The sequence below is a fragment of the Vibrio rhizosphaerae genome, from assembly GCF_024347095.1.
GTDB classification, from domain to species: domain Bacteria; phylum Pseudomonadota; class Gammaproteobacteria; order Enterobacterales; family Vibrionaceae; genus Vibrio; species Vibrio rhizosphaerae.
Genome location: NZ_AP024903.1, coordinates 477,380 through 502,793, shown reverse-complemented (window position 1 = coordinate 502,793; position 25,414 = coordinate 477,380). Strand labels below are relative to the sequence as shown.

The following is a 25,414-nucleotide window of genomic DNA, read 5'->3' as shown; positions in this document are numbered from 1 at the left end:
CCTTCAGCGTCCGATGGCGATATTCAACTTGATATCAAAATCACTCAGAATTCATTAGTTTCGCCAATTCAGGTAAGTCACCCCGAACCCCTAACGCCCGCAACATCATTTCATTTTTGACATTCGGCACTTGGTTCAATACCGACATCCCTATCCCCCGAACTAATTTTTTCACCGGAAACTCTCCGGAAAATAATGTTTTAAATCCCTGCATTGCCGCAATCATCTTTGCAGCTTCCGCTTTTCTCCAGCGTTCATATTGACGCAGGTTCCGCTGATATCCAATGTCTTTTCCTTGCTGCCATAACATTTTGATTTCCTGAGCTAATGATGCAGCATCAAGCAATCCAAGATTCACGCCCTGACCTGCCAGTGGATGAATTGTATGGGCAGCATCTCCGGCTAATGCGATACGTTCACAGACAAAATCTCGTGCATAACGCATTTTCAGAGGGAAGACGGCTCGCTCGCTCACCAACTCACATAACCCCAGATGTCGGTCAAATTCAGTACACAGTGAACGGTTGAATTGCTCTGTCGTCATGTTTAGCAATGTTTCGGCCCGCTGAGGCTCTGTGGACCAGACAATCGAACACAGATGCGGATCCGCCAATGGTAAAAACGCTAACGGCCCCTGAGGTGTAAAGATCTGCCGGGCAGTCTGCTGATGCGGTTCTTCCGTCATCACATTTGCAACTAAAGCAGCATGACCGTAATCCCAATGCGTCAGGGGAATATCCTGCTGCTGACGAACCCAAGAGTTTGCCCCATCCGCACCGACAACTAACTTAGCGGTGAGCGCACTGCGATTATCCAGAGTCAACCAGACTTCACTTTCCCCCACCACCAGACTCTGACAACGGGCAGGCATAAAAAACGTGACATTCTGTTGAGACTGAACCACATCCAAAGCAGCCAGTTGAATCACCCGGTTCTCCACAATATGGCCTAAGTCAGGCTGGGCAAGTTGTTGGCTGTCAAACTCAATCCGGGCAAAGCTGTCTTTTTCCCAGACATGCATCTTGTGATAAGGCGATGCCCGACGCCGGATAATGCCATCCCAAATCCCCGTGTTTTTGAAGATATATTCACTGGCACGGCTCAACGCAGACACACGAATATCCGGTTTTTCACTCAATATCGGTTCAGGTGTATAGCCTTCAATTACAGCAATTCTTAAATCGGTATTCTTCAGCGCTGCCGCGAATGTCAGGCCAACCATACCACCACCGATAATGGCAATATCAAAACTTTGCATCATATAAAAACCTTCTAACGAGATACATGTCCCAGCGTCTGAGTCAACAAGGGTTGTTTGAGCACAGGGAAGTTATCAATGGCCATCAATCCTAAATTTCTTCCGACCACCGCAGGGAACCATGCATTGGAGAAAATGTGAACCAAGGCAGAGGTCATTGTCATCGTCTTCTGTCGATCCGGCGTGCGACGATGTTGGAAAGCAGACAGCGCTGCATAACAGCCGACATCATCCGGATAGTGTCGAATCTCTTCAACTAAAGTTGCTATATCCCGGATACCCAGATTAAATCCCTGCCCGGCAATCGGGTGGAGCGTTTGTGCTGCATTACCGATGATGGCAAAACGATGCGAAACAGCCCGCGTCCGATAAGTCAGCTTGAGCGGATAAGCCACTCTCGTCCCGATACGACTCATTTTCCCCAGTCGCCAACCAAATGCTTGCTGGAGCTGAGACAGGAATGTCTCATCATCCCAATCCAGCATGTTTTCCAAAGCATCAGGTCTCACGCACCACACCATCGACATCCGCTGACGTGTCATCGGCAACAATGCTAATGGCCCACTTTGAGTAAAACGTTCAAAGGCTTGACCTTGATGCTCCTGACTCAATGCAACATTCGCAATGACTGCAACCTGTTCAAAGTCATGTACGTTGGCATCAATCCCGATCTGACGGCAACAGGCTGAAGCATTACCGTCGGCAGCCACTAAAAGTTTGCCGCGGAGACTCGATTGATCATCGAGCAAAATCTGAACTTCGTCTGTCGTTCGTTCAACGGTTTGGATAGAGGCAGGACAAAACAATTCAATCGCGGGACGTTCCTGCAACAACCGGTGATAAACCTGCCCTACATCAGCTAGCTCAACCACATATCCCAGCGCAGACACGCCTTGTTGTTTGGCTTCGATCTCCGTCATGCCTGCATGTCCTCGGTCAGAAACATGGATTCGAGAGATCGGTGTCGCATAAGGTTGAATCGCATCCCAGAGCCGATACGCTTGAAGTATTTGAACCGTTCCGTCAGAAAGTGCGATTGAGCGTGCATCAAATCCGGGATGCGCCTGAGCAGAAAAATCATACGACTCAACCACTGCGATCCGAAGTTTTCCACCACAACTGGCATCTAATGCCAGTGCCAGGGTTGCTCCAGCCATTGCACCACCAGAGATAATGACATCAAACCTTTTCATTCGACTGCTTTCCGTTTGTTGTTTGTAGCGTTTTCCGTATCACTCAGCCATCAGCTCTTCAGCAATCCAAATTGGGACAGTAAAAGCTTGGAGAATCATACTTTCCGTACATCATCGCGATAGACTAACTCACCGAAAATATCATATTCGGTACCGGTTCACCGTCCGGCCATCAGACCCGTTTAGTGGATTGTGGGCCGCTTATTTTCGTTCTTTAGCTGAACACCATATTCTGCATGAATCGCCAAGACACAAGCTTTCACATGCTCGATCACCTGCTCGAGGAGCAATGCCTGTTCCTCGAGATCATCATCTTCATCAATTCCGAGCCGAGCCATCTCCTCTAAATCAGCCAAAGCTTCTTTGGCATCATCCGATAGCTTGTTCACATCCGGGTGAGCTAATCCCAGTCCGGAGATAAAATGATTGATCCATTCAGAAACCCCATCCGCTAATTCAAACAGACCGTGTTCACCATCGCCGGCGGGTAGACACAACCATAGCTGAAAATGGTGCTGTGTGATTTCTTCAGCCGTATGAGCCATCAGCTCACTGGCCAATCCCAGTGCAGCCATCGGCCACCCCATCCCATCATTGGTATAATCAAATAATAACGGCTGCCAGCGCCCATCTTCCGGGCTCAGACCACCGGATAACATACCCGTTAAAAGCCCATGTAGTTCGGCGGGTGTTACAGAGAGGGAAACAGACTTTAGCGTATCAGCAAAAGCCTTATATTCAGGAAACTTATTGTCACTCATAGGGCTGCCTAAAGAAAAATAAAACCAATCCTACCACCTCACTCTCATTGCTGAAATGTTCAAAACATCAAATCTGTTAAACTGTTCGGAACAATCGCCTAGGTTTTGCACGAATTGTCTAAGATCTGTGTTTTTAACCAATCATTGACCTTGATATCAAGGGAAAGACTTGAATCTTATCGACGCTTTTCCTATAGTTTCCGTCTTGATGATACCGTCAACGTATCATTCACAGTGGCATGTTGCGAGTTCATAAGTCATGAGTAATCAAGCGGTTGATGTTGAGATTTTAGGAAAGATAACACGAGTGAATTGTCCCCCGGGACAAGAAGATTCACTGATTCAGGCAGCAAAAGAGCTTGATGATCGTTTGAAAGAAATGGCGGAAAGAACTAAGGTGACTAATGAGGTAAAGTTACTCACGATTGCTGCTTTAAATATTTGTTATGAGTTACAAAACCAGATAAAAGAGAATCAACAAACGACGGAGCATCTCGCAGCTAGAATGGAGCAACTCTCCACATCGCTGGATCGCGTGATTCATCAAGCCGAGCGGGAAACGTTGTAACTCTGCGCCACCAAATTTACCCTGAAGTGTTCGTCAGCGGATTACGTCCCTGAGCCGATAAGCAATACATAAGGGTTGGTACTTGCTGGCTATTGAGCAAGCTCGGCACGCACCGAGAAGCCTACGGTCAACATTACTGATCCGCCTTGAACCAGCTGGTTCAAGGGTCAAACATCTGCAACGGCACTTTGGGGTTCCCTATGCATCAACACAACATGACACGCGCTGATTTGAGAAAACAGATCCGCGCAAGAAGAAAACAACTCTCTGATGCGTTTCAGCAAGACGCCAGTGCCCGGCTGATTCGTCAGCTTTGTCACTTACCTGAACTAGAGACCAGTCACCATGTAGCCGTTTATTTATCGACCGATGGGGAATTATCAACCCGCGAATTGATTGAATGGCTCTGGCAGCTGGGCAAATCGACTTACCTCCCCGTGATCCATCCCTTTTCAACAGGCCAACTGCTTTTTTTACGCTATACACCGGATACTGCCATGGTGCAAAACCGTTATGGTATTGCCGAGCCGCAGTTGAATAAACAGCTGATTCTTCCGACACGTCAACTTGATCTGATTTTTACCCCCTTAGTTGGCTTTGATGCATCAGGACACCGTCTCGGGATGGGAGGTGGCTACTATGATCGAACGCTGGTACCTTGGTTTAAAAATAGAAGCGGTGCCAAACCTATCGGGCTCGCCCACACGTGCCAGTTTGTCGAACAGCTTCCTATTGAATCCTGGGACGTTCCACTGCCGAAGATTGTCACCCCTGACAAAATCTGGGACTGGGAGTCAAACCGCCTATCACAGGGCCAAATGATGTGACCCGACACAGCGGAAAAGACGGATAGACGCTGCAACTCCGGTGAAGATAAGTATATAATCCCCCGCGAAGAGACCGATTACATCTTCAGACGACAGCATTTTCAGACCGTATTGACGCGCAATCAGCAGGAGAGCAATTGAATGACCCAAGATGAAATGAAAAAAGAGGCAGGATGGGCAGCACTTAAGTATGTCATTAAAGGTGGCATTATCGGCGTTGGCACCGGCTCAACCGTCAATCACTTTATCGACGCCTTAGGGTCAGTCAAAAATGAGATTAAAGGTGCAGTCTCCAGCTCAAAAGCATCAACAGAAAAACTGGAAGCATTAGGGATTCAAGTGTTCGACTGTAATGATGTTGAAAAACTGGATGTCTATATTGATGGTGCCGATGAAATCAATCCGACACGGGATATGATTAAAGGCGGAGGCGCCGCCCTCACCCGGGAAAAAATTGTTGCGGCAATCTCCGAAACATTTGTATGCATTGTTGACGGGACCAAAACAGTTGATGTACTGGGTCAGTTTCCACTGCCAATCGAAGTAATTCCCATGGCCCGTGAACAAGTTTCCCGCGCGCTGAAAAAACTTGGCGGCGAACCGGTTTATCGTCAAGGTGTAGTGACAGATAATGGCAATATTATCCTCGATGTACACAATATGCAGATTACGGACCCGAAAGCATTAGAATCGACACTCAACAACATCCCCGGGGTTGTGACCAACGGCCTGTTTGCACATCGTGGTGCTGATATTGTGATTATCGGTACACCAGAAGGCACCCGATTTATCGAGTAAATCATCAATCAGACAGGCTCTAATCACCATAAATCATGAAAAACGGTACACTGCGTACCGTTTTTTAATTGGCAATAGAAAAATTATTCCTTATGACGTAATTTTCTTACCAATTCGGAAATTTTTTTGTTACTTTATGGTGAGAAGATGCACAAGGCAAACGTTTGCTTGTTAAAATAATGCTCAATTCTCCGTTTTGGTGACCGTGCACCTTATTTCTCCATCTTTCCATCGTTAAGGACAAAAATAATGGCCAAGGTTTCATTGGAAAAAAACAAAATTAAGATTTTACTTCTTGAGGGTGTTCATAACTCTGCCGTCGATGTGCTTCAGGAAGCTGGCTATACCAATATCGAATATCACAAAGGTTCATTATCCGAAGCCGAACTATTAGAAGCGATTCAGGATGCACACTTTGTCGGTATTCGTTCCCGAACCAACCTGACGGAGAATGTCATCAACGCAGCGAAAAAACTGGTTGGAATCGGCTGCTTTTGTATCGGCACCAATCAAGTCGATTTAGGTGCAGCGGCAAAACGTGGTATTCCCGTCTTTAATGCCCCGTTCTCCAATACCCGTAGTGTCGCCGAGCTGGTGATGGGTGAAATCTTGTTGCTTCTGCGCGGCATTCCAGAAAAAAATGCCCTAGCACACCGCGGTATCTGGAAAAAAAGTGCCGATCAAAGCTTTGAAGCACGCGGGAAAAACCTCGGTATCATTGGCTATGGTCATATCGGAACTCAGCTAGGAATTATTGCTGAAAACTTAGGCATGCGGGTTTATTACTACGATATCGAGAATAAACTGTCTCTGGGAAATGCCATTCAGGTTGCATCTCTGGCAGAGTTATTGGGCAAGAGTGATGTCATCTCTTTGCATGTCCCTGAAACGCCGGACACCAAGAATATGATTTCCACTCAAGAATTTGCTCAAATGAAACCAAATTCAATTTTCATCAACGCAGCACGAGGCACCGTTGTTGATATCGATGCGCTATGCGGCGCATTGGAATCTGGACAAATCACCGGTGCTGCAATTGACGTATTCCCTGTTGAACCGAAAACTAACGCCGACCCGTTCGAATCACCACTGCTTCAGTTTGACAATGTCATTCTGACACCGCATGTCGGTGGTTCAACGCAAGAAGCGCAAGAAAACATCGGTATCGAAGTGGCCGGTAAGATTGTCAAATACTCTGATAATGGTTCGACTGTTTCCAGCGTCAACTTGCCAGAAGTATCCCTGCCAGAACTCAGAGAATGTTCTCGCCTACTGCACATTCACCAAAACCGTCCGGGTATCCTGAATCAAATCAACACGATCTTCGCTCAGGATGGCATCAACATTGCTGCGCAGTATCTGCAAACATCGGCTGATGTCGGTTATGTGGTGATTGATGTTGAGACCGCCCGCTCTGAAGAAGCATTGCGTAAGCTAAAGAAAATCGAAGGTACAATCCGCGCTCGAATTCTGCATTAATCAGTGCTTGAACGCTTCCGATACCCAAGCCCTTTCTGCTAATGAAAGGGCTTTTTCTTTGTCCGGCTCTAAAGCGATTCATACATTTTAGGCTGAGCCTAAAAAACCTGCCGACAGGCAGGTTTTTCGTCAAGAATACCAATATCTCAGTGAATCACCAGATTGGGTAACCAAGTGACCAGATCAGGGAAAATCATACAGATAACCAGTACGATGAACTGAACGGTAATAAAGGGTAACACTGACTTATACAGATCCATCATGGTGACACCTTTTGGCGCAATCCCTTTCAGATAGAACAACGCAAAACCGTAAGGTGGCGTCTGTACCGCAATCACGATATTCAAAATCATCAACACACCGAACCAAATCGGATCATAGCCAAGAGATACCGCAACCGGAGTAAAGATCGGCGCACACATCAGCACAATGATGAATTCATCGATGATGAACCCCAATAGCAACATGATCAGCTGGAACATAATGATGATCATAATCGGTGGTAAATCCAACCCTTGGGTAAACCCGGATACCATGCCCTGAATTCCCATCAACAGATGGAAATTACTGAACACCGATGCACCGAGAATAATCCACATTGCCACGCTTACCAGCATTGCGGTTTGCATCCCTGAACGTCTTAACATCTCCGGTTTAAACCGCTTAAACAGGATCGACAAGAGGATGGCTCCCATCACCCCCAAAGCACCGGACTCAGTCGGAGTCGCGATCCCGGCAATAATACTGCCCAGAACGATTACAATCAGGGCGAGTGACGATGCACCGTCCCGGATGGTCTTAAATAATTCGTAGCCTTTTGGCACTTCAATATCATTATCAGAATCCAGTGGTGCTCGTTCAGGACGCAATTTACAAGAGATCATCACGTATGTAATCAACAGAACAATCGTGATCAGTGCCGGGATCATGGCTCCCAAAAACATTTTACCCACTGAGTTTTGGGTCGCAGAAGCGAACATAATCATGGGGATACTCGGTGGAATCAGAATCCCCAAAGAGCCACCAGCCATAATCACCCCAAGGGCAAGCTTCTTATCATAGCCACGATCGAGCATTGGCTTGAGTGCGATACTACTGGAAGTCATGATACCGGCACCAATGATGCCGACCATCGCGCCGATCATCGAACAAACGCCAATGACACTAATTGCCAAAGAACCGCGCAACCGCCCGATCACTAACTGACTGGCATTAAACATGGCATCCCCAATCCCAGAACGGGTTAGGATCTGTCCCATATAAATATAAAGCGGAATCGCTAACAGAATAAAATTAAAAAAGGTGCTCTCAACAGTCGTCGGCACAATATTAAACAGAGCTTCTCCCCAGACCAAATAACCGACGCCCATAGCAATGCCACCCAATGCCAGCCCTACTTGAGCCCCTAACACAAAAGCGGTCAGAATACAGGCCAGCAAAACAAGGGTTAACATCTCAATTCCCATTTGGATTCTCCTTGTCAAAAACAGACTTCTCTACTGAATCATGCTCAGTGCGAAACGGCTCATCCTCTAAACTGACATGGAAAGGCTGTTCATCTAAGCTGACATGTGAATGCACGGTTCCGCTTAATTCACGTCCCGTCAAAAGGAAAAACAGATTACTGATCACTTCCGTGGAATATTGGGCAACAAAAATGCTCGCAGAAACCGTAATCATCAGCCAGAAGTGATGCATCGGCGGAGCCCATTCACTCTGGGTTCTGTAATTATATTGAAGGCTCTCCAGAAACATGCCATAGCAAGTTTTGATCATGACCACTAAAAATCCGATTGCCAGAACCGCAGTGATCAGGTCAAAAATCCGGCGCGTCTTTTCCGAGACTTTGCCGTGGACAATGTCAACATTGATATGCGCTTCACGTTGTTGTGCATAGGCGCCACCTAATGCGGCGATATACCCAAACAGAAACAGTGAGGTGTCATAACCCCAGATAGTCGGTCTATCAATGACATAACGAGCAAAGACTTCATAGGCAACAATACTGGCTAATACAGGAAGCAGATATGAAACCGAACGCCCGATTAGGCCAACAACATATCTGACTAACTGGCAATATCCTCTTAAAATTGGTTCAACCATATAAACTCCCAAACCAATCAAGGTGAATCATTGATTCACCTTGATTATTCCTTGTTACTGCTTGTTCAGGATATCAACAAGCTGTTTTGAATAAGGGTCTGCACTGGCATATTCCTGTGCGAGTGACTTCCCTGCTGCTTTCCAAGCTTTTTTGTCGGCTTCAGATGGCTCCGGACTCCATTTCAACCCTTTCGACTCCATCTCTGCTACAGCCTGAGATTCCCAGAGTTTCGACTTGGTTAGCTGCTCAATCGCATGCTCGGCAGTCGCACCTTTGACAATCGCTTGCAGGTCTTTCGGTAATTTGTTCCATGCTTTTTGGTTAACAATAATCGGTAGAACCTGAGCACCGGCAATGGGTAGCGGATACATGTATTTTGCCACTTCCACATGGTTACCATCGCGGTGATCAATCATATTGGAACCGATAGAACCATCGATAACACCCGTTGCCAGTGAGGTATAAATTTCACTCCAGGACAGAGAAACAGGTGCTGCACCAAGGTTACGCAGGAACTTACCATAAGCGCCCGGCGCACGAATTTTCATGCCTTTAAAGTCAGCAATCGAGTTGATCGGCTTTTTGGTAATGATATAAACCGGGGGCTGAATATAAGGTTCCAGCCAGACGATCCCCTGAGAGGCATAGGCTTTTTTCAAGACTTCACCCCAGCCGCGCTCATGAAATAATGTCATTAGTTCACTGGCATCTGACGTTCCGCCGGGTAAACCGACCTCAACCACCCCAGCCGGAAACTCCCCCGCATGCATGGGTTGGAAAGGTGCCCCCATGGTAATCAAACCGGAACGGACAGCACTCAAGATACCACTGGTACCCACCCCTTCTCCGGAGTACAGAACTTGCACAGCAATACGGCCATTGGACATCGTTTCAATATTTTTAGCCAAGTCTTCATACACAGCACCAAATGCCGTACCGCGACCATACAGATTTGCAAAGCGCCAATTATATTCAGCAGCAAAACTAACCGTAGAACTCGCAAGCGCACTAACGCCCAGCGTGACAGCCAGTAATGTCTTCGCAAGCTTCTTTCCCTTTAACCCAAACATAGAAATTCCTCTTCCTGTGTCGTTACTTGTTTGTTACTGATTTGTTTCACAGGTTAATATGAAGAAAGCAAAACCAAAGCAATAGAACCAGAAAGGCAATTTGTATGGTACCAGCCAGCAACTTCCCTCTGGTACCACACAATTGATCTAACTGGTACTTCGGATGGTGCCATTTTTAGATCTACCATCTTTATTACAGCTAACAAAAGAGACACAATGATGGACCAAATTGTTAACAAAAACCTACTCAAAGCAACGTGTCCTTTCAGTGAAGACGCGATTGCAGTCCTCAATCCGGCAACCGACGAAACGCTCACGTACATTCCTTCGGTTCAGACGACAGATATCCTCACGCTGATTGAGAAATCAAAACAGGCTCAACAAGCATGGCAACAACGCTCAGCTGCAGAAAGATCTGCCATCTTAAAACGTTGGTATGATCTCGTGGTTGAAAATAGTGACGATCTCGCTCGGATTATGACCCTCGAACAAGGAAAACCCTTGGCTGAAGCCAAAGGCGAAGTCATGTACGGCGCATCGTTCATTCAGTGGTTCGCAGAAGAAGGGAAACGCACTTACGGTGATACAATTCCGGCACCAACGTCAAACAAGCGTTTGATGACCATTAAACAACCGGTTGGTGTTGCTGCTGCGATCACGCCTTGGAACTTCCCCATCGCCATGATTACCCGTAAAGCAGCCCCGGCACTGGCGGCTGGGTGTAGTTTTATTGTCAAACCTGCCAACCAGACACCACTGTCAGCCTATGCAATTGCAGAATTAGCATACCAAGCCGGATTGCCAAAAGATCTTCTCATCGTGGTTAACAACCACTCTTCAGTCGCCGTCGGTGATATTTTCTGTAGCCACGACGACATCAAGAAGTTGTCTTTCACCGGCTCGACTCAAGTCGGAAGCCACCTCATCAAGCAGTGTGCAGAAACGATTAAGCGCACCTCAATGGAATTAGGCGGTAACGCGCCATTCATCGTGTTTGATGATGCCGATATCGATGCTGCCGTCAAAGGGGCTATCGCCTCGAAATTCCGTAATGCAGGACAAACTTGTGTGTGCGCCAACCGCTTCTATGTTCAGGACAGCGTTTACGATCAGTTTGTTGAAAAGTTTGCCAAGGCCGTAGCCGATCTCAAAGTCGGTAATGGTGTGGAACCTGATGTGGTGATTGGCCCGCTGATCGATATAAAAGCGAAAAACAGTGTGTTGGGTTACATCAATACCGCCGTTGAACAAGGGGCAAAAATCGCATTTGGCGGACGCTCTCTCGATGGCCTGTTCGTTGAACCAACCATTCTGACTGAAGTCACCCAAGATATGGAAATCATCCACACCGAATTATTCGGTCCGGTCGCTCCGATTGTTCGCTTTACCAACGACGATGAACTGGTTGAAAAAGCCAACGATACGATTTACGGACTGGCCAGCTACTTCTACACCAGCACCCTGAATCGTGCCTTTCGGATTGCCGAACAGCTTGAATACGGCATGGTTGGAATTAATGAAGGCATTATCTCCAATGAAGTCGCACCATTTGGTGGCGTAAAACAATCCGGCTTTGGCCGGGAAGGTGCCAAACAAGGAATTGATGAATATCTCAATGTTAAGTATCTCTGTTTTGGTGGCTTCTGACATCTCACAATAACTACTGTTTGAATGTGAAGGAATAAAAACTCATGACAAATATGGAATGGCAAGCCCGTAAGGAAAAAGTCGTCGCAAAAGGGATGGCTAATCTGGCACCAATTTACGCGGCGAGTGCTAAAAATGCGACGATCACCGATATCGAAGGTAAAACCTATATCGACTTTGCAGCCGGGATTGCCGTCAATAACACTGGGCACTCTCATCCGCAAATTATTGAAGCGGTTAAAAAGCAATTGGACAACTTCAGTCACACCTGTTCAATGGTAACGCCTTACACCAGTTTTGTTGAACTGGCTGAAAAAATTGTGGCGAAAACGCCGGGGAATTTTGCCAAAAAAGCCGCATTCGTGACCACCGGAGCAGAAGCTGTCGAAAATGCGGTAAAAATTGCGCGGGCGCATACGGGCCGTTCAGGTATTATTGCTTTTAAAGGTGGCTTTCACGGACGAACCAATATGTGTATGGGACTCACTGGCAAAGTCGCACCTTACAAAGCTGGTTTCGGCCCGTTTCCGAATGAAATCTACCACCTGCCATTCCCAAATGAGTATCATGGCGTGACAGAAGCCCAAAGCCTGAGTGCTTTGAATGACTTATTCGCTTGTGATATCGAACCGAGCCGTATCGCGGCAATCATTTTTGAACCGATTCAGGGAGAAGGTGGGTTCTATCAGGCTCCGGCATCATGGGCGCAAAAAATCCGCGACCTGTGTGACCAACATGGTATCGTGCTCATTTGTGATGAAATTCAAACAGGCTTTGCCCGAACCGGCAAAATGTTTGCGACAGAATACTTGGGTATTGAAGCGGATCTGATCACCATGGCCAAAGGGATCGCTGGCGGGTTCCCGCTGTCAGGTGTTGTCGGAAAAGCAGACATTATGGATGCTGCCAACCCGGGTGGTGTGGGTGGTACTTACGCGGGGTCACCACTTGCTTGTGTTGCCGCATTAGAAGTGCTCGATATCATTGAAAAAGAAAATCTCTGTGAAACAGCACAACATATTGGTTTACTATTCAAGGAACAATTGACTGAGTTGCAAAAAGAGATTCCCCAAATTGGCGATATTCGCCAAGTCGGCGCGATGATCGCAATCGAGTTCAATGATCCTGACAGTGGCGCGCCACTTGCAGATCTGACCAAACAACTTGTGGTAAAAAGTAACCATGCCGGGGTAATTTTGTTATCTTGTGGCGTGAAAGGAAATGTAATTCGCTTCCTGCCACCATTGACGATTGAGCCTGAACTGGTCACCAAAGGCCTTGAAATCATCAAAGCAGAATTACAAGCACTGCTCGCTCACTAACGACATTCAGCGAAGATACGGTCATGTTTATGCCGTATCTTCGTTGCTCACTCGGATTAGTCAGCGGTGTAAGAAACAGTTGTAGGAGCCGTATGCTAAGCCAGTATATCCATCTTGACCCGCAAGATTCGAAGACGCTGCAAGATCAAATCAAAAGCAGTCTTGCCAAAGCGATCTTCGATGGTTTTATACCTAAGCAATCGCCTCTTGCCTCTTCACGTAAGCTGGCAAAAGACCTCCATGTTTCCAGAAACACGATTTTGCGTGTCTACGAACAATTAACCGAAGAAGGTATCCTTGTCTCGATTGAGCGTAAAGGCTATTTTGTCAGCCCTTCTTTGAACATTACCGTGACACCACTCACTTCAGCCCCCCGGCAGCAATCAACCCAACTCGATTGGAGCCGCTACTTAGTCTCTGAAAACCGGGTCTCGGAACGAGAAGCAAAAGATCTCAAAAATTATCCTTATCTCTTTGTCAGTGGTGTGGTTGATGATGACTTATTCCCTGTTTCTGAATGGCGAAAATGTAGTATTCAGTCACTCAATCGCATTAACCATCGAACCTGGACATCAAATGACTCAGACTATGATGATCTGATTGAACAGATCCGCACACGCGTACTGACCAAGCGGGGGATATTCGTTAACCGAGACAATATCGCCATTACGCTCGGGTGTCAGAACAGCTTGTATTATCTGTCCAAACTGCTCCTCTCTACGAACGCTTCCGTTGCGGTTGAAAACCCCGGTTATCCGGAAGCATTACACCAGTTTCAGGCCAGACGTGCTCAGATCGTACCGATCAACGTTGATCAAGAAGGTATGGTGATTGATGAGCGTCTCACCGACTGCCAGTTGGTTTATACCACCCCGAGTAATCAATTTCCGACCACCGTGCGCCTGTCTGCCAATCGTCGCCGGAAGCTGCTTGCGCTGGCCGAAGAGCATGATTTTCTGATCATTGAGGATGACTTTGAACATGATGTTAATTTTATTGAAGATTCCTGCCCGCCGCTGAAAAGTGAATCATCCAGCGAACGTATTCTCTATATTTCCAGTTTTTCTTCGACCATTGCTCCGGGATTACGACTGGGATATATCGTTGCGTCGGCTCCCTTGATCTCACAAATCAAAGCCCTGCAGTTCAGAACACATAGCTTGCCGCCGAAAAATAACTGTCAAACTCTGGCGCTGTTTCTAAGCCTCGGATATTACGATGCATTGGCTCAAAAAATGCTCAAACGTTATCGGGAAAAGTGGCTGACCATGGAAAAGGCTTTGAATTACTATTTTCCACAGTCAGGCGTAACCCCTTCTCTGGCAGGGACAGCATTCTGGATCGACTATAAACAGGGATTCGATGCAAAGAGATTTGAACAGCTGGCAGAACAGCATGGAATTCTGATTAACAATGGTGCCAAATACTATTACTGTGATGAACGGACCAATAGCTTCCGGCTGTGTTTCCAGTCCATCAGAACAGAACAGATCCGGGAAGGAATTGCGCTACTTTCCCAAATCGCCAAGCAAGTGATGCCAATCGAGACCTTACAGGAATGTCAGCAACCGCCACTCAGTAGCAGAGCCATTCGCCAACTGCTGAAAAATCAAACCCTCTTAACCAAAGACTGTTTCAATATTCCTTACCGAATAACCTTTCAGGCCGACGGCAAAATGACCGGGATCTCTGAGCGTCCCAACGATATTGATGAAGGCTATTGGTGGGTGGAACACGATCAGTTTGTTTACCAATGGCGGAACTGGCAATTTTCAGATATTCGCAAGATCACCATCGTTGTGGAAAACGGAGACGTGAAACGATTTGACGAAGATGGCTATTTTATTGGTGAAGCGCAGTTGATATCTAATCAGCTTGGATAAAAAAGCCGGCTAACGCCGGCTGAAATTGGTGTGGTTGCGTCAAATCAATGGGGATTACGCACGGAGCGCTCTTTCGCGGCGGGCGATCCCGACAATCCCGCTACGAGCAACTTCTAGCACTTCCGTCACTTCTGAGATAGCTTCAATAAACGCATCCAGTTTTTCAGTTGTTCCAGCCATCTGAACCGTATACTGGCTACTGGTAACATCCACGATTTGACCTCTGAAAATATCCGTCGTCCGTTGCACCTCAGCCCGGGCAGCGCCACTGGCTCTGACTTTGACTAACATCAGTTCCCGTTCAATATGTTCAAACTCTGACACTTCCTGAACTTTTAACACATCAATCAACTTGTGAAGCTGCTTCTGAATCTGTTCCAGTTCCATCGCGTTGGTTTTTGTCGTGATGTTAAGACGAGACAAGGTCTCATCGTCAGTCGGGGATACATTTAAGGTTTCAATATTGAAACCACGCTGGGAAAACAGTCCGACCACACGAGACAAAGCACCGGGTTGGTTCTCCATTAATACTGAAATAATGTGTCTCATTAGGTTCTCTCCGTTTTGCTCAACCACATTTTGTCCATCCCTTCGCCTTTAATCTGCATTGGATAGACATGCTCTGTTTCATCGACATTGATATCCACAAACACCAGACGATCTTTCAGATCCAGCGCTTTCTTCAATCCGGCTTCTAATTCATCCGGTGTTGAAATACGGATACCGACATGCCCGTAAGCTTCTGCAATTGCAGCAAAGTCCGGTACAGAACTCATATATGAATTCGAGTGACGTCCCTGATAAATAATATCCTGCCACTGTTTTACCATTCCCAGGAAACGGTTATTCAGATTGATAATCTTGACCGGAATATCATATTGAAGTGCAGTTGACAGTTCTTGAATATTCATCTGAATACTGCCGTCCCCGGTCACCACGACCACTTCCTCTTCCGGATGAGAGAACTTGACCCCCATTCCCGCTGGTAAACCAAATCCCATGGTGCCCAGACCACCAGAATTGATCCAGCGACGCGGTTTATTAAACGGGTAATACAGTGCGGCAAACATTTGGTGCTGGCCGACATCAGAAGCAACGTAAGCGTTGCCTTCCGTCAAGCGATGGAGCGTTTCGATCACTTGCTGGGGTTTGATCCGGTCACTGGATTTCTGATAGGCAAGGCATTGACGCTCCCGCCAAACTTGAATCTCTTTCCACCATTGTGTCAAAGCCTCTTTATCATTCGAACCGCCTTGTTCAACCAGCAACTTCAGCATGGTTTCCAATACTTTTTCTGCTGAGCCGACAATCGGTAAATCCGCCGGGACATTCTTCGAAATCGAAGACGGGTCAATATCAATGTGCATGATTTTGGCGTTAGGGCAGTATTTTTCCAGATTGTTGGTGGTCCGATCGTCAAACCGAACGCCAATCCCGAAAATCAAATCGGCATGATGCATCGCCATATTGGCTTCATAAACACCGTGCATTCCCAGCATCCCCAACGCATTGGCATGGGTTCCGGGAAAGGCACCGAGTCCCATCAGGGTACTAACCACCGGCAAATTCAAGGTTTCCGCTAGCTGCAGAATCTGCTTGTCAGCGCCGGAAATAACCGCACCACCACCCACATATAAAACTGGTTTTTTCGCTTCTAACAGCGCTTTAAGTGCTTTCTTAATTTGCCCTTTATGCCCACTGGTGGTCGGATTATAAGAGCGCATCTTGATCGTTTTCGGATACTGATAAGGCAATTTGACCTGAGGATTCATCACATCCTTCGGCAAATCAATAACGACTGGTCCGGGTCGCCCGGTCGAAGCAATATAGAATGCTTTTTTTATCGTTTCGGGAATATCTTCTGCTTTTTTGACTAAAAAGCTATGTTTCACTATCGGGCGAGACACACCGACAATGTCACACTCCTGAAATGCATCATTACCAATCAAGCTATTGGGAACATTTCCTGATATGACAATCATCGGAATAGAATCCATATAAGCTGTCGCAATCCCGGTGACAGTATTGGTGGCACCAGGGCCGGAACAAACCAGTACCACGCCGGGTTTGCCGGTTGAACGGGCGTAGCCGTCAGCCATATGTGTTGCTGCTTGTTCATGGCGAACAAGCACATGTTTAATTTGGTCTGTTTTTTCGTGAAGGGCATCATAGATATCAAGCACGGATCCACCGGGGTAACCAAAAATCTGCTCGACACCTTCTTCGATCAGAGACTGAACAACCATCTCTGCACCGGATAGCATTACCATATTATTCTCCTTACCAGTCACTGTATCCCGAGGTCAGTTCAACAGTCTGGTTGGTTACATAGTCTAGGGCTTATTCGTAGCCTAATCGAAATCGATTCGCTAATGGCTATGTCCTTGCGGGGTCATAACACCACAAGGGATAGAGCAACTTTACTCGCTTCAGAAAGATTGGTCTATTCGGTTTTTTGTCGCATTTAACGGGAAATGTTGCGTATGGATATTCTTGAAGAGTTCTCTACGGGATATGCCTACATAATCAGATTAGAATGTCAGCACAGCAAACAAAAAAGACATAAAATATTTGTTTCATGTAACAAAAGTCATCAAGATGCTAAAGAAGAAACGAATCTGTTGATATAAAGTAATCAATCGAATAACAGACCATCATTAAGGGAAGCATAGAAGAAGGGGCAATGCAGAAATAAGCGATGTTGCCTTCCCTTCATCGGTCCGGCAACATCAAATACAGATTAGTTTGTCGTAGGCGTACCGACAATTTCACTACAAATCATCATTAGCTGCTCTCTCAACCAACCATGTCCCTTATCTTTTTCGTTCGACTCATGCCAGCTTAAGTAACCGCTGATCTGTTGACGTTCAAATGGTAAGGCAATCGTTTGTAGTTGCTCGCGATTCGGTGAGGCTTCCACCAACCAACGAGGTGCAATGGTAATCAGTTCTGACTGACTCACCACATAAAGCACATTGCTTAAGCTGGTTCCTTCATAGTGAGAATGGCAGTCGATATCTCGGTAAGCCTGTTCACTGAAACTCCGCAGACCATGTGCCTGAGAGAGCTTCGCATGTTGCTCTTCGATCACTTGAGCCTGAGTAATCGAACCTTGAATTCGAGGATGTTGTTTCGAGGCAACAATCATCAGCTCATCTTGGAAAATTTCGGTGCTGCAGAAGCCGGACTCTTCAAAACGAGCGTAGTCAATGACAAAATCGACTTCCTGATAGCGTAACCGTTCAGCAAGCTGTTGATTTGAGTCGGCTTCCAAATGTAATTGCACTTGAGGTGCCTGATCGTGAATCGACGAAAAAATCTTCGGTGCGAAGCGCAAATCATTCGGACTACAAATAGCCAGATTGAACTGCCGGGTTGAAGATTCAGGCGTAAAGACTGAATTTGGTAATTCATTGCGAATTAACTGTAATGCTTGGCGAACCGGGCCAAAAAGCTGCCGAGCGCGCTGAGTCGGCTGGATGCCCCGTCCCTGCCGCATGAACAGTTCATCATTAAACATCACTTTCAAACGTGCCACAGCGTTACTGACCGCAGGCTGAGACATCCCTAAATTATGTGCTGCCCGAGTAATATTCTGCTCTTGCATCACAGCATCAAACACGGTGAGCAAATTTAAATCAACGCCTCGTAGCGTACTTTCCATCCGATAGCTGGCGACTGGTTGGATAACTTCTTTTTTTTCTAACATTGGAATGCCTCTTGTTGTGCTTCAGTCATCACTTTCGTTATCCCGCTCGGGATAGCACTCTTGTCAGTTGAAGTGACATACATCAGATAAAGTGACTCAACGTGATTCTATTTTGAACAACCTATTGATAAATCGTATGGGTAGGCTGTGCAATCAACTATCTTTTAATTGATGTACAAAAGGCAAATAGATTGATAAAAAGTCAGTTTATTTTACCTCATTTTTAAAAATTATAATAAAAATCAACTAGTTAAAAAAACATCAAAAAACATAAAATCGCGATTTTTATAGTATTCACAAAATTAATTGACGCGACTTATAGGTTCTCTCCCAAAAGCAGACAACTATTCACAGCATATATAACAGTTAAAATTGATTAATTGCGGTCAATGAATAATGCGAATTATACCGTGACATAGTCAGGGAAATTGACCTGCTTCCAGAGAGAATGACACAGTGGCTGATGATCATCCCAACGCCCCTGAACCACCCATTCAGCTATCGCTTGGGCAACATCGGGATAAACTACTCGTTCGGCGTTCGGTTCTTCGAGCCACTGGCGAATGACAGCCACATCAAGCGATTCCATCGCAGAGGCGAGTCCCAGAATTTCAAGGGTTGCGACGTTGCTCTGCTGCTCAAATTGGCCCATCAGCGGTTTGAGGAGTAATTTTTTACCATATGACATGGCTTCAGAAGGGAGTTCAAATCCACCATTCGCAATCACACCGGCACAACAACGTAAATGCTCCTGAAAGTGCTCATGACAGAGTGGATGAAATGTCATGTTCTCTGTCTGTGTTATCTCATCAATCATCGGGTGATAACAGACGAACTGATAGTGACCGAAACGAAAGAACAGATCCATAATGGATTCCAGTGATTCGAATGGGAGATAGATTAAAATGAAAGGTTGATTTTCTGCTGCGGCTTCGCCGATATGAATAATCGGCGGTAAAATCGGGTGTTCAAAATGATACCAGTGCAGCCCGAGATAATGATCTGCAGGAGCAAAATTGGTAATAATCTTCTTATCGAGCCAGTTCGCTCCCTTTAACGGTACCGGATAACGAAAAGCATTCTGATGACTGAGACTGATGCAGGGTTTGTGTTGTAATTTTGCAGCCCACGACGTAATCGGCTCAAAATCACTGATGACTAAATCGTAAGCACTCAGATCAAGCTGGCGAATATCGGAAATCAATTGACCGAAACGATTCTCTTTGGCTGTTTTTAAATAATTGACCCGTCCCTTTTCGGTCATAAATGTCAACCCACGACGAGTTTGATAATTGCCAAAGCTCTCCATTGAAAAATATTTATCTTTCTCTCTGCCACTGAAAATAAAATCGACATCAACATGATGATATTGTTGAAGCGCATGGCTCATCGCTCTGGCTCGTGCGGTATGACCATTCCCAGTCCCCTGAACACCATAAAGAATTTTCAAATCATCCACTCCGTGATCAATTGGCCCGCTTGCGCACAACTCATTCCTAATAAAGCACCAATCAACACATCTGTGAAAAAGTGAACCCCTAACAAAATACGGGCAGCACCAATACATCCCGCCCAGAGAAACACCATGATTGACAATGAGGGATAAAAAGAAGCGATGAGTGTCGCCATCAGAAAAGCGGCACTGGTATGCCCGGAGGGTAAGCTAAACCGATCGGAAGGTGTAATATGAGCAACAACTCTTGAGGAGAATTCTTGAGGGCGACGCCGTTGAAAAAGGTTTTTAAACAGCCAGTACAGCGGCAACTCGATCAGAAATGAGATCAATCCGGTGACAAGTAACGCCTGACCTGCGATCTTATCAATCAAAAAAGCAGCACCACCGATGACAACATATAAATGACCGTCTCCGGTATGGGATACCGCCCGGCTGATGCGTGCCAGCGGATAACTGAATCTGTGTTGCAGACAGAACAGTGACAAGGCCAGATCAAATTTTACAATCGGTTCAATAACTCTCATGACTGCATTCCTATCGTTCAACCCTTTATAGCTAAGACACTAATGAGTCCAGATGACAGCGGTGTGACTATTTGTTGTCGAAACCATGAATATTGTTGGATAATCTCAGCCGGTCAATCGCTCGAAATTGCCAATCGTACGCCGCATGAAAAGTCATGTCTGATGAGAGATAAGAAGTGTCGAAACCGCATCTAAGCTACGGAAAAAGAAAAGCAGTTCGAGATGGTCAAGTCAGTTGTTTCAGGGCCGTGTCACACGGTGTAAACTCACATCCGACCATCACGATATTGTGAATATGACTTGCCGACCAAACAGGTACTACCAATAAATATACAATTTTGGGTTGACGTAATGTATCAGGTGCGGTACTAATTTGTTATTGAATTTTGTGGAAAGTAAATGAAAATGACATTTAAAACTTCTCTCCTACTAGGCCTACTCCTTATCGTGTATCAATCGCGCGGGTAGCCTGTGGACAGAAGACACCACAAAGAATTACAAAAACCCGCATCGAGATGCGGGTTTTTTTATAGCTGAAAGCACTTTACAAAAGAAAATATTAAGTGAGCAAACACAACCACTTACCGGTCTAGGAGCCAGCCAATATGAACGATCAGGTCATTATCTTCGACACAACCTTGCGGGACGGAGAACAAGCATTATCTGCCAGTTTAACGGTGAGAGAAAAATTACAAATTGCCTACGCACTGGAACGACTGGGAGTGGATGTGATTGAAGCAGGCTTTCCGGTTTCCTCTCCGGGAGATTTCGAATCGGTACAAACCATTGCTAAGAACATAAAAAACAGCCGAGTTTGTGCCCTTTCCCGCGCGGTCGAGAAAGATATCGATGCCGCCGCAGAAGCCTTGAAAGTTGCCGAAGCCTTCCGTATCCATACGTTTATTTCAACCTCAACCATCCATGTTCAGGACAAACTTCGTCGTAGCTATGAGCAAGTCGTGGAGATGGGGGTGAAAGCTATCAAACATGCACGTCGTTATACCGATGATGTTGAGTTTTCTTGTGAAGATGCCGGTCGAACACCAATTGATAATCTCTGTCGAATGGTTGAAGCAGCCATTGATGCCGGTGCCCGTACAATTAATATCCCTGATACCGTTGGTTATACAGTTCCCGGCGAATTTGGTGGTATCATTCAGACATTGTTCAATCGTGTCCCCAACATTGATAAAGCCATTATTTCTGTCCACTGTCACGATGACTTAGGCATGTCCGTCGCCAACTCTATTGCTGCGGTTCAAGCCGGGGCAAGACAGGTCGAAGGCACCATCAACGGCATTGGTGAACGCGCTGGTAACTGTGCATTAGAAGAAATCGCGATGATCATTAAAACTCGTCAAGAGCTTTTAGGCGTTCATACGGGTATCAAGCACGAAGAAATTCACCGAACCAGTAAAATGATCAGCCAGTTGTGTAATATGCCGATCCAAAGTAATAAAGCGATTGTTGGTGCCAACGCATTCAGTCATTCTTCGGGTATTCACCAAGATGGGATGCTGAAAAATAAAAACACCTATGAAATTATGACACCCGAGTCGATTGGTCTGAAAAATCAGGCATTAAATCTGACCAGCCGCAGTGGCAGAGCTGCGGTCAAGAGTCATATGGATGCCATGGGGTATCAGGAAGATGAGTACAATTTAGATGCACTGTATGAGGATTTCCTGAAGCTTGCTGACCGCAAGGGGCAGGTGTTCGATTATGACTTAGAATCCTTAATGTACTTCTCCAACTTACGTGAAGAAGATGATTTCTACAAACTCAACTATCTGAGTGTTCAGTCGGGTAGTGTGATGGCGACCACCACAATTAAGCTGCAATGTGGTGATGAAGAAAAATGCGAAGCTGCTGTCGGTAACGGTCCCGTAGACGCATTGTATCAATGCATCTACCGGATAACAGGTTATGATATTGTCCTCGATAAATTCGATCTCACTGCCAAAGGCGAAGGTGAAGACGGCTTGGGACAAGCGGATATTATCGCTAACTACAAGGGGCGGAAATATCATGGTACCGGTATATCAACCGATATCGTTGAAGCTTCAGGAGAAGCGTTACTACATGTGATCAACAGTATTCAACGCGCTGATCAGATCGAAGTCATCAAACAGCAAAAAATAGCCACAGTATAATAGCAACCATATAAGGTTCTTACGCATCGGTCTCATTGTGTTACAGACCGATGTGGTAACCAAATCAATACATACGAGAGTGAACAAGGACTCACATGACAGACAAGACTTATAAAATTGCAGTACTGCCCGGTGATGGTATCGGCCCGGAAGTCATGCAACAGGCTCATAAAGTACTGGATGCGATTCAAACAAAGCACAACATCGTTTTTGACCGTACCGAGTACGACGTGGGTGGGATTGCAATCGATAATCACGGCAGTCCGCTTCCGGAACAAACACTGAAAGGCTGTGAACAAGCGCAAGCGGTTCTGTTTGGTTCAGTCGGAGGACCAAAGTGGGAACATCTGCCACCAAACGAGCAACCTGAACGTGGTGCCCTGTTACCGTTGCGTAAACATTTCCAACTGTTCTGCAACTTACGGCCAGCACAAATCCATCAGGGACTTGAAACATTTTCACCACTCCGTGCCGATATCTCGGCCAATGGTTTTGACATTGTCGTGGTACGTGAGCTGACTGGGGGAATCTACTTTGGTCAGCCAAAAGGTCGCGAAGGCGAAGGCGCCAATGAGAAAGCATTTGATACCGAAGTCTATCATCGCTATGAGATCGAACGGATTGCTAAAATTGCTTTTGAATCAGCCCGTTTACGGCGGAAAAAAGTATGCTCAATTGACAAAGCAAACGTCTTGCAAAGCTCTATCTTATGGCGAGAAGTCGTGAGCGAAATGAGTAAAGATTATCCGGATGTCGAGCTATCTCATATGTACATTGATAACGCAACAATGCAGCTGATCAAAGATCCGGCTCAGTTCGATGTCATGTTATGTTCAAACATCTTTGGTGATATTCTCTCTGATGAGTGTGCCATGATCACCGGTTCAATGGGAATGCTTCCTTCAGCGAGTCTGAATGAAAGTAATTTCGGACTGTATGAACCGGCAGGTGGCAGTGCACCGGACATCGCAGGGAAAAATATTGCCAATCCGGTAGCTCAGATTTTATCAGCAGCGTTAATGCTCCGATACAGTCTCGGTGAAGAAACAGCAGCTCAAGATATTGAGGCAGCGGTCAGCAAAGCATTATCCGCAGGAGAACTGACAGCTGATTTGGCAACCAATAAACCAGCACTGACAACCTCTGAAATGGGCGACAAAATTGCTGCCTATATATTAAAAGATTAAGTGCATAGGTATGTGACCGGGAGGATTCCCGGTCCACGAACAAGCTCAAGGTAGAAGCAATGTCAAAAGCAAAAACACTATACGAAAAAATCTACGATGCACATGTCGTCGTTGCCGCTGAAGGTGAAAACCCGATTTTGTACATCGACCGTCATCTGGTCCATGAAGTCACCTCACCACAAGCTTTCGACGGACTCAGAGAAAAAGGTCGCTCAGTCCGTCAAGTGAACAAAACTTTTGCGACGATGGATCATAACGTCTCAACAACCACAAAAGACATCAGTGCTTCGGGTGAGATGGCTCGAATCCAGATGGAAACACTATCGAAAAACTGCGAAGAGTTCGGTGTCACCCTCTACGATATCAATCATAAATATCAGGGTATCGTACACGTCATGGGCCCTGAGTTAGGCATAACCCTACCGGGAATGACGATTGTATGTGGTGATTCCCATACCGCGACTCACGGAGCATTCGGGTCACTGGCTTTTGGTATCGGTACATCTGAAGTAGAGCACGTACTTGCCACACAAACCCTCAAACAAGCCCGTGCCAAAACCATGAAAATTGAAGTTCAAGGTAAGGTTGCGAAGGGAATTACGGCAAAAGATATTGTACTGGCGATCATCGGTAAAACGACCGCAGCAGGCGGAACCGGGTATGTCGTTGAATTCTGTGGTCAGGCGATTCGGGATCTGTCAATGGAAGGCCGGATGACCGTCTGTAACATGGCAATTGAACTGGGCGCGAAAGCGGGCCTAATTGCACCGGATCAAACAACATTTGACTACATCAAAGACCGTAAATTTGCGCCAACAGGTGAAAACTGGGACAAAGCGGTCGAGTACTGGCAGACACTACAGTCTGACGACGATGCAGAATACGATGCAGTAGTGACATTAGATGCTGCTGATATCAAACCTCAAGTGACTTGGGGCACCAATCCCGGACAAGTCATTTCGATTGATACACCGATTCCGACACCAGAAAGCTTTACGGATTTAATTGAACAGTCATCCGCAACCAAAGCACTGAACTACATGGGTCTTGAAGGCGGTAAACTGCTCTCTGACTATCATGTCGATAAAGTATTCATCGGTTCTTGCACCAATTCTCGGATTGAAGATATGCGGGCTGCAGCACAAATTGCCCAAGGTAAAAAGGTGGCATCACACGTACAAGCAATCGTTGTTCCGGGTTCAGAGCAAGTCAAAGCGCAGGCTGAATCAGAAGGGCTAGATAAAATCTTTACCGATGCAGGGTTTGAATGGCGTTTACCAGGGTGCTCCATGTGTCTTGCCATGAACAATGACCGTTTAGGTCCGGGAGAGCGTTGTGCATCAACGTCAAACCGTAACTTTGAAGGACGTCAGGGCCGTGACGGTCGCACACACCTTGTCAGCCCGGCAATGGCTGCAGCGGCGGCAATCGCAGGACATTTTGTTGATATCCGTACACTTGAGCAAGGGGAATAA

21 protein-coding genes and 1 other RNA gene are annotated in these 25,414 nt (G+C 46.2%); 11 read left to right on the top strand and 11 right to left on the bottom strand.

The window, feature by feature from the left end; genetic code table 11:
* Positions 1–40 precede the first annotated feature (40 nt).
* The 3 genes from OCV37_RS02290 to OCV37_RS02280 form a co-directional block, all read right to left on the bottom strand.
* Positions 41–1,261 carry an FAD-dependent 2-octaprenylphenol hydroxylase gene (locus OCV37_RS02290; RefSeq protein WP_038178239.1) on the bottom strand — a complete coding sequence of 407 codons (1,221 nt, stop codon included), beginning with the start codon at positions 1,259–1,261 and terminating at the stop codon, positions 41–43.
* An 11-nt stretch (positions 1,262–1,272) separates the two neighbouring features.
* On the bottom strand, positions 1,273–2,451 hold the full coding sequence (ubiH, locus tag OCV37_RS02285; protein WP_038178240.1) for a 2-octaprenyl-6-methoxyphenyl hydroxylase: 1,179 nt from the start codon (positions 2,449–2,451) through the stop codon (positions 1,273–1,275).
* A 182-nt stretch (positions 2,452–2,633) separates the two neighbouring features.
* Positions 2,634–3,212: a YecA/YgfB family protein gene (locus OCV37_RS02280; protein ID WP_038178241.1), complete on the bottom strand. Its 579-nt coding sequence runs from the start codon at positions 3,210–3,212 to the stop codon at positions 2,634–2,636.
* A 259-nt stretch (positions 3,213–3,471) separates the two neighbouring features.
* On the opposite strand from OCV37_RS02280, the gene zapA reads away from it, so the two are divergent.
* The 5 genes from zapA (at position 3,472) to serA (ending at position 6,884) form a co-directional block, all read left to right on the top strand.
* Positions 3,472–3,780, top strand: a complete 309-nt coding sequence (gene zapA, locus OCV37_RS02275; RefSeq protein ID WP_038178242.1) for a cell division protein ZapA — start codon at positions 3,472–3,474, stop codon at positions 3,778–3,780.
* Positions 3,781–3,795: 15 nt separating this feature from the next.
* A non-coding RNA gene (gene ssrS, locus OCV37_RS02270) (6S RNA) lies at positions 3,796–3,979 on the top strand.
* Position 3,980: 1 nt separating this feature from the next.
* Entirely contained in the window at positions 3,981–4,607 is a 627-nt protein-coding gene (locus OCV37_RS02265) for a 5-formyltetrahydrofolate cyclo-ligase (RefSeq protein ID WP_245609092.1), read from the top strand.
* A gap of 141 nt (positions 4,608–4,748) precedes the next feature.
* A complete protein-coding gene (gene rpiA / locus OCV37_RS02260) occupies positions 4,749–5,405 on the top strand; it encodes a ribose-5-phosphate isomerase RpiA (protein WP_038178244.1) in 657 nt (218 codons plus the stop codon).
* A 249-nt stretch (positions 5,406–5,654) separates the two neighbouring features.
* Complete coding sequence (serA, locus tag OCV37_RS02255; RefSeq protein WP_038178245.1) at positions 5,655–6,884, top strand: phosphoglycerate dehydrogenase; 1,230 nt, start codon at positions 5,655–5,657, stop codon at positions 6,882–6,884.
* Positions 6,885–7,030: 146 nt separating this feature from the next.
* On the opposite strand, the gene OCV37_RS02250 is transcribed toward serA, so the two are convergent.
* From OCV37_RS02250 to OCV37_RS02240, 3 genes are read right to left on the bottom strand one after another with little or no spacing between them, the layout of a single operon-like run.
* The gene (locus tag OCV37_RS02250; RefSeq protein WP_038178246.1) at positions 7,031–8,350 is read right to left on the bottom strand and encodes a TRAP transporter large permease; all 1,320 of its coding nucleotides are present in this window, start codon (positions 8,348–8,350) and stop codon (positions 7,031–7,033) included.
* Positions 8,340–8,987, bottom strand: a complete 648-nt coding sequence (locus OCV37_RS02245) for a TRAP transporter small permease subunit (protein WP_038178247.1) — start codon at positions 8,985–8,987, stop codon at positions 8,340–8,342. The genes OCV37_RS02250 and OCV37_RS02245 overlap by 11 nt, the downstream gene beginning before the upstream one ends.
* 54 nt (positions 8,988–9,041) lie before the next feature.
* Positions 9,042–10,058: a TRAP transporter substrate-binding protein gene (locus tag OCV37_RS02240; protein ID WP_038178248.1), complete on the bottom strand. Its 1,017-nt coding sequence runs from the start codon at positions 10,056–10,058 to the stop codon at positions 9,042–9,044.
* A gap of 219 nt (positions 10,059–10,277) precedes the next feature.
* Here OCV37_RS02240 and OCV37_RS02235 point away from each other — a divergent pair, with 219 nt between their 5' ends.
* From OCV37_RS02235 to pdxR, 3 genes are all read left to right on the top strand, one after another.
* On the top strand, positions 10,278–11,705 hold the full coding sequence (locus OCV37_RS02235; protein WP_038178286.1) for an NAD-dependent succinate-semialdehyde dehydrogenase: 1,428 nt from the start codon (positions 10,278–10,280) through the stop codon (positions 11,703–11,705).
* Between the two features lie 44 nt (positions 11,706–11,749).
* Positions 11,750–13,027 (top strand): 4-aminobutyrate--2-oxoglutarate transaminase, encoded by a 1,278-nt coding sequence (gene gabT, locus OCV37_RS02230; protein WP_038178249.1) that lies wholly within the window; start codon positions 11,750–11,752, stop codon positions 13,025–13,027.
* A 92-nt stretch (positions 13,028–13,119) separates the two neighbouring features.
* On the top strand, positions 13,120–14,910 hold the full coding sequence (gene pdxR, locus OCV37_RS02225; RefSeq protein ID WP_038178250.1) for a MocR-like pyridoxine biosynthesis transcription factor PdxR: 1,791 nt from the start codon (positions 13,120–13,122) through the stop codon (positions 14,908–14,910).
* Positions 14,911–14,964: 54 nt separating this feature from the next.
* Here the strand turns inward: pdxR and ilvN are convergent, their stop codons facing one another.
* From ilvN to OCV37_RS02200, 5 genes are all read right to left on the bottom strand, one after another.
* A complete protein-coding gene (gene ilvN / locus OCV37_RS02220; protein ID WP_038178251.1) occupies positions 14,965–15,459 on the bottom strand; it encodes an acetolactate synthase small subunit in 495 nt (164 codons plus the stop codon).
* Positions 15,459–17,180 (bottom strand): acetolactate synthase 3 large subunit, encoded by a 1,722-nt coding sequence (locus tag OCV37_RS02215; protein WP_038178252.1) that lies wholly within the window; start codon positions 17,178–17,180, stop codon positions 15,459–15,461. Before OCV37_RS02215 ends, ilvN begins: the two co-directional genes overlap by 1 nt.
* Positions 17,181–17,650: 470 nt before the next feature.
* Positions 17,651–18,619, bottom strand: coding sequence for a transcriptional regulator LeuO (gene leuO / locus OCV37_RS02210; protein ID WP_038178253.1), 969 nt, complete (start codon positions 18,617–18,619; stop codon positions 17,651–17,653).
* Positions 18,620–19,022: 403 nt separating this feature from the next.
* Positions 19,023–20,069 carry an MJ1255/VC2487 family glycosyltransferase gene (locus OCV37_RS02205; protein WP_038178287.1) on the bottom strand — a complete coding sequence of 349 codons (1,047 nt, stop codon included), beginning with the start codon at positions 20,067–20,069 and terminating at the stop codon, positions 19,023–19,025.
* A complete protein-coding gene (locus OCV37_RS02200) occupies positions 20,066–20,599 on the bottom strand; it encodes a phosphatase PAP2 family protein (RefSeq protein WP_038178254.1) in 534 nt (177 codons plus the stop codon). The genes OCV37_RS02205 and OCV37_RS02200 overlap by 4 nt, the downstream gene beginning before the upstream one ends.
* Positions 20,600–21,204: 605 nt before the next feature.
* Between OCV37_RS02200 and leuA the strand changes: the two genes are divergently transcribed.
* From leuA to leuC, 3 genes are all read left to right on the top strand, one after another.
* Positions 21,205–22,752 (top strand): 2-isopropylmalate synthase, encoded by a 1,548-nt coding sequence (gene leuA, locus OCV37_RS02195; protein ID WP_038178255.1) that lies wholly within the window; start codon positions 21,205–21,207, stop codon positions 22,750–22,752.
* 95 nt (positions 22,753–22,847) lie between these two features.
* Positions 22,848–23,939 (top strand): 3-isopropylmalate dehydrogenase, encoded by a 1,092-nt coding sequence (gene leuB / locus OCV37_RS02190; RefSeq protein WP_038178256.1) that lies wholly within the window; start codon positions 22,848–22,850, stop codon positions 23,937–23,939.
* Positions 23,940–23,998: 59 nt separating this feature from the next.
* Positions 23,999–25,414 (top strand): 3-isopropylmalate dehydratase large subunit, encoded by a 1,416-nt coding sequence (gene leuC, locus OCV37_RS02185; protein WP_038178257.1) that lies wholly within the window; start codon positions 23,999–24,001, stop codon positions 25,412–25,414.